At 72.4% G+C, this 5,483-nt stretch carries 6 protein-coding genes and 1 pseudogene; all 7 read left to right on the forward strand.

The genetic code is table 11. From position 1 onward, the window contains the following. Positions 1 to 435, forward strand: a pseudogene (locus tag CCN29_RS27330) (MFS transporter); the annotation flags it as partial. After that, entirely contained in the window at positions 326 to 1,477 is a 1,152-nt protein-coding gene (locus CCN29_RS27335) for an acetoin utilization protein AcuC (RefSeq protein WP_228679091.1), read from the forward strand. The pseudogene CCN29_RS27330 and the gene CCN29_RS27335, both read left to right, overlap by 110 nt. A 92-nt stretch (positions 1,478 to 1,569) precedes the next feature. Beyond that, positions 1,570 to 2,385: a phosphatase gene (locus CCN29_RS27340; RefSeq protein ID WP_006133306.1), complete on the forward strand. Its 816-nt coding sequence runs from the start codon at positions 1,570 to 1,572 to the stop codon at positions 2,383 to 2,385. Between the two features lie 129 nt (positions 2,386 to 2,514). Then, the gene (locus CCN29_RS27345; RefSeq protein WP_157842153.1) at positions 2,515 to 2,727 is read left to right on the forward strand and encodes a helix-turn-helix domain-containing protein; all 213 of its coding nucleotides are present in this window, start codon (positions 2,515 to 2,517) and stop codon (positions 2,725 to 2,727) included. 153 nt (positions 2,728 to 2,880) lie between these two features. Then, positions 2,881 to 2,979 carry a 30S ribosomal protein bS22 gene (locus CCN29_RS27350; RefSeq protein ID WP_003948845.1) on the forward strand — a complete coding sequence of 33 codons (99 nt, stop codon included), beginning with the start codon at positions 2,881 to 2,883 and terminating at the stop codon, positions 2,977 to 2,979. 232 nt (positions 2,980 to 3,211) lie between these two features. Next, positions 3,212 to 4,273, forward strand: coding sequence for an NAD-dependent epimerase/dehydratase family protein (locus CCN29_RS27355; protein WP_006133305.1), 1,062 nt, complete (start codon positions 3,212 to 3,214; stop codon positions 4,271 to 4,273). Between the two features lie 14 nt (positions 4,274 to 4,287). Beyond that, the gene (locus tag CCN29_RS27360; protein ID WP_006133304.1) at positions 4,288 to 5,352 is read left to right on the forward strand and encodes a lysophospholipid acyltransferase family protein; all 1,065 of its coding nucleotides are present in this window, start codon (positions 4,288 to 4,290) and stop codon (positions 5,350 to 5,352) included. The last annotated feature ends 131 nt before the right edge of the window (positions 5,353 to 5,483 follow it).

The following is a 5,483-nucleotide window of genomic DNA, read 5'->3' on the forward strand; positions in this document are numbered from 1 at the left end:
GTGTGGGCGGGGATGCTGGGGTTCACGCTGCTGGGTCTCGGGCTGTGCGTGCTGGTGCCGCAGACGTTCGCGGCGGCCGGGCGGCGGGCGCACCGGACGGGGCGGCCTGGGGCGTCGGACGCGGCCGTGGCGCGGCTGAACGTCTTCAACTACGTGGGTTTCCTGGTCGGCTCGCCGTTGGTGGGAGCGTTGGGGGACGCCTGGAGCTATCGCGGGGCGATGCTGGTGCCGATGGTGTTGGTGCTGGTGACGCTCGTGCACGCCCGTTCGTTCGCGCCGGGGGCCGACCGATACGGTGGCGGGCATGAGCGGCCGCGCACAGCTGATGTGGGACGAAGCAGTAACGGGCTACGACTTCGGCCGGGACCATCCGATGGACCCGGTCCGGCTGGCGCTGACGCGCAGCCTGGTCGGCGCCCTCGGCCTGGACCGTGACGTCGAGGTGGTCGCGGCGAAGGCGGCGGGGGAGTCGACGCTGCGGCTCGTGCACCGGGAGGACTACATCGACGCGGTGCGGGCCGCGTCGGCGGATCCGGGGGCGGCGGACCAGTCGTACGGGCTGGGGACGATCGACGATCCGGCGTTCGCGGGGATGCACGAGGTGTCGGCGCTGATCGCGGGGCAGTCGGTGGGCGCGGCGGAGGCGGTGTGGCGCGGGGAGGCGCTGCACGCGGTGAACTTCGCGGGCGGGCTGCACCACGCGATGCCGGGGGCCGCGTCCGGGTTCTGCGTGTACAACGACGCCGCGCTGGCCGTCGCCCGGCTGCTGGAGCTGGGTGCGGAGCGGGTGGCGTACATCGACGTCGACGTGCACCACGGGGACGGGGTGCAGGCGGCGTTCTGGGAGGACCCGCGGGTGCTGACGATCTCGCTGCACGAGCATCCGCGGACGCTGTTCCCGCAGACCGGGTGGCCGGAGGAGACGGGCGCGCCGAGCGCGGAGGGCAGCGCGGTGAACGTGGCGCTGCCGGCGGGCACCGGGGACGCGGGCTGGCTGCGGGCGTTCCACGCGGTGGTGCCGGAGCTGATCGCGGACTTCCGGCCGCAGGTGCTGGTGACGCAGCACGGGGCCGACACGCACTTCGAGGACCCGCTGGCGCATCTGGCGGTGTCGCTGGACGCGCAGCGGGCGGTGCAGGTGGCGTGTCACGAGCTGGCGCACGAGCACGCCGACGGCCGGTGGGTGGCGCTGGGCGGTGGGGGTTACGCGGTGGTCGAGGTGGTGCCGCGGTCGTGGTCGCACCTGGTGGGCATCGCGGCCGGGCGGCCCGTGGAGCCGACGGCGCCGGTGCCCGACGAGTGGCGGCGGCAGGTGTACGCGCGGACCCGGCAGCCGGCGCCGCACCGGATGACGGACGGGCGGTGGCCGGTGTCGTGGGCCGCGTGGGACGAGGGGTACGACCCGGCGGACCGGCTGGACCAGGCGATTCTGGCGACCCGGCGGGCGGTGTTCCCGCTGCGGGGCCTGCTGCCCTGACCGTCCCTGCGGATGCGGGGTGTTACGCCGACCGTGGGGCGTGGGCGGTGTTCCGGCCCGCGGGCGGAGGCGGGTGGCGCACCATCGCTGGCATGGTGACCGCCGACCGTCTCCGCGCGCATCTTCTGCACTCTGGGCTCGCCGGGGTGGTGGGCACCGCCCGGGAGGAGAGTCTGCGCAGTTACCGGCTGTTCGCCGCGCGGGATCCGCGGGTGCTGATCGGGCTCGACCCGGTCGGGACGTGGAGCGAGCGGGAGGTGCTCGCGCTGATGGCCGAGCGGTGCGGGGTGGCGGCGGACCCGGGTCGGACGTCGGGGCCCGAGGTCATCGATCCGGAGCGTACGCTGGCCGCCCTGGACGCGTGTGCGAGTCTGCTGGCGGAGGCCGCGCGGCGCCGTGTTCCGGTGCTGCTGGGCACGGGGCACCCGCATCGGCTGCTCGGTTTCTACGCCGTGCTCGCAGACGCCTTGTCGGCGGCGGGATGTGAGATCCTCACCCCCGCGCAGGGTCGCTGTGTCGACATAACGACCCGGTTCGGTCTACGCACAGGCCGTCTCGACTACGTCCGCGGGGTCGGGCTGGTCCGGGGCGCGACCGCGCGGCGCCCCGGTTGTGAGCCGGGCGCGCACACGCACTCCCCCCTCCCGGTTCGGGCCGCTCTGGCGGCCGCGGCGGACGCCGGCGGGCCGCTGCCCCAGCTGGTGATCGGGGACCACGGCTGGGTCTGCGGGGCAGGTCAGCTGGGGTTCGAGAGCGTCGGGCCGGCCGATGTGAACGACCCGGCGCCGTTCGTCGGGCAGGCCGAGGGGGCGGTGTCGGTGGTCGTTCCGGTTGACGACGGTGCGCGGTCCGATTACTACCTGCCGCTGACCCGCTACGTACTCAATCGAGCGTGTCTGTCACAGTAGGCCGCCGATGGGTGCACCTCTTCCCCACTCGCATCACCCGCCCCTACATTGGGGAGTGAGCACGCAACGACGAAGAGTCACCGGAAGGGGAAGCCGGTGGCCGTCGAGTGCGGAAGGTTCAGGTGTGTCATGGCTGCAGCTGGCGAGAGGCCTCTGAACGAGGTTCAGTTCCTTACCGTGGCGGAAGTCGCCTCGGTGATGCGAGTGTCGAAGATGACCGTGTACCGCCTGGTGCACAGCGGTCATCTGCCCGCGATCCGGGTGGGGCGGTCCTTCCGCGTCCCGGAGCAAGCGGTTCACGAGTACCTCCGCGAGAGCTATGTGGGGGTGGACACGGCCTGACGGCGGCCGGGAGGGTCCGTATCGGGCACTCATGGGCCTTCCCGGTCACCTCGATTACGACCTCAGCGCTCGGGCGGGTAGGCTGACCCCTCGAAGGTCGTGTGGGCCCATGGCGCCCAAACACCGAGTGATGAGAAGTGAGCGAGGGTAGTCGTGGGCTCTGTTATCAAGAAGCGGCGCAAGCGGATGGCCAAGAAGAAGCACCGCAAGCTGCTCAAGCGCACGCGCGTCCAGCGTCGCAACAAGAAGTAAGCGACAGCGCGAGAGCGTGTTCCAGTGGCCCCCCACCGCGATTCGGTGGGGGGCCACTGCCCGTTCGTACGGCACCGTCCGCTCGCACGTCACCGCCTCGGGGTGTCACCGTGTGGTACGTCCGGTGTATGCGGTGGGGATGTTGTCACTTCACGTATCCGCCCGGTGTCACAGGGCGACCGGGACCCGATAGGTTGGCCGTCGGCAGCAGGGTGAGAGAAGGGCGCTGATCTTGGGGAAGGTCGTGCTGGTGACCGGGGTGGCCCGGCAGCTCGGGGGCCGCTTCGTGCGGCGGATCCAGCGGGATCCCGAGGTGGACCGGGTGGTCGCCGTGGACGCGGTGCGGCCCGAGCACCATCTGGGCGGCGCCGACTTCGTCCAGGCGGACATCCGGCAGCCCACCATCGCGCGGGTGCTGGCCGAGTCGGGCGCCGACACGGTCGTCCATCTCGACGTGACGGGCACGCCGCTGGGCGGCGGCGGCCGGGCGTCGCTGAAGGAGACCAACGTCATCGGCACCATGCAGCTGCTGGGCGCCTGCCAGAAGTCGCCGAACATCCGGCGGCTGGTGGTGAAGTCCAGCACCAACGTCTACGGTTCGGCGCCCCGCGACCCGGCGGTGTTCACCGAGTCGACGCCGCCCAAGTCGTTGCCCAGCGGCGGCTTCGCGAAGGACACGGTGGAGGTCGAGGGCTATGTGCGCGGCTTCGCCCGGCGCCGCCCGGACGTCGCGGTGTGCGTGCTGCGGTTCGCCAACATCCTGGGTCCGGCCGCGGACACCCCGCTCGCGTCGTACTTCGCGCTGCCGGTGCTGCCGACGGTGTTCGGCTACGACCCGCGGCTGCAGTTCGTGCACGAGGACGACGTGATCGAGGTGCTGCGGATCGGGGCGCACGAGCCGCGGCGGGGCACGCTCAACAGCGGGACGTTCAACGTCGCCGGGGACGGGGTGCTGCTGCTGTCGCAGTGTTCGCGGCGGCTGGGCCGGCCGACGGTGCCGCTGCTGCTTCCCGCGGTCACCTGGGCGGGTTCGCTGATGCGTACGCTGGGGATGTCGGACTTCTCGCCCGAGCAGATCCGGCTGCTGACGCACGGGCGGGTGGTGGCGACGGACCAGATGCGCGAGACGCTGGGTTTCACCCCGAAGTACTCGACTGCCGAAACGTTTGCGGACTTCGTGCGCAGCCGCGGTCCGGGGCTGCTGCCGCCGGAGACCGTCGCGAGGGCCGTCGACCGGATCGCCGCGCTGCCCGTGCCGGGCAGCGGCCATGTGCCGGCGCACGGCGCCGACTGAGGAGCGCAGCAACGATGGCGGACGCCAAGGTCATTCCGTTCGACGACGACCACCGCTCCCGCGGGGGTGCCGCGTCGCGCCGCCGTGGTGCGGCCGCGCGGCGGCAGGGCGGGACACGGCCGCCCGCCGCGGTGGGGGAGGTCCAGCCCCTGCCGGGCGCGGCCGGGGTGCGGGAGGATGATCCCGTGACCGGTGAGGAGGAGCCGCGTGAGCCGGCCGCGGACCGTGCGGGCGGGGACGGCGGCCTGGAGCAGCGGATCGCGAGCGGCCTCGCGTTCCTGCGCCGCCGCCTCACCGGGGACTACGAGGTCGACGACTTCGGCTACGACGAGGAACTCACCGACCAGGTCCTGATGTCGCTGCTGCGCCCGATGTACGAGAAGTACTTCCGGGTCGAGGTGAAGGGCGTCGAGAACATCCCGGCGGAGGGCGGTGCGCTGATCGTCGCCAACCACTCGGGGACGGTCCCGGTGGACGGGCTGATGATGCAGGTCGCCGTGCACGACCATCACCCGGCCGGGCGTCATCTGCGGCTGCTGGCGGCGGACCTGGTGTTCGTGCTGCCGGTGGTGAACGAGCTGGCACGGAAGCTGGGGCACACGCTGGCCTGCGCGGAGGACGCCGAACGGCTGCTGGCGCAGGGCGAGTTGGTCGGGGTGATGCCGGAGGGCTTCAAGGGCATCGGGAAGCCGTTCTCCGAGCGGTACAAGCTTCAGCGGTTCGGGCGGGGCGGGTTCGTGTCGACGGCGCTGCGGCACGGGGCGCCGATCGTGCCGTGCTCGATCGTCGGGGCGGAGGAGATCTACCCGATGATCGGCAACGCGAAGACGCTGGCGCGGCTGCTGGGTTTCCCGTACTTCCCGCTCACGCCGACGTTCCCGTGGCTGGGGCCGCTGGGGGCGGTTCCGCTGCCGACGAAGTGGACGATCCAGTTCGGGGAGCCGATCCCCACGGACGGGTATCCGCCGGAGGCGGCGGAGGACCCGATGCTGATGTTCAACCTGACCGACCAGGTGCGGGAGCAGATCCAGCACACGCTGTACAAGCTGCTCGTGCAGCGGCGGTCGGTGTTCTTCTAGGAGCCCGGGCCGGGCAGCGCGGCCGGGCAGGCGGACGGGGGCGCCCCTCGCTTCGAGGGGCGCCCCCGGTGCTACTCCCGGTCCTCCGCGTCGATGCCCAGACCCGGGAGGAGGCCGGGGAGGAGAGGCGG

This window comes from Streptomyces pseudogriseolus (genome assembly GCA_002154585.1).
Taxonomy (GTDB): domain Bacteria; phylum Actinomycetota; class Actinomycetes; order Streptomycetales; family Streptomycetaceae; genus Streptomyces; species Streptomyces pseudogriseolus.

What these genes read in the sequence shown, in the direction of transcription:
- CCN29_RS27335 (WP_228679091.1), top strand. Translation starts at nt 326, where the DNA reads ATGTGGGACGAAGCAGTAACGGGCTACGACTTCGGCCGGGACCATCCG.
- CCN29_RS27340 (WP_006133306.1), top strand. Translation starts at nt 1,570, where the DNA reads ATGGTGACCGCCGACCGTCTCCGCGCGCATCTTCTGCACTCTGGGCTC.
- CCN29_RS27345 (WP_157842153.1), top strand. Translation starts at nt 2,515, where the DNA reads ATGGCTGCAGCTGGCGAGAGGCCTCTGAACGAGGTTCAGTTCCTTACC.
- CCN29_RS27360 (WP_006133304.1), top strand. Translation starts at nt 4,288, where the DNA reads ATGGCGGACGCCAAGGTCATTCCGTTCGACGACGACCACCGCTCCCGC.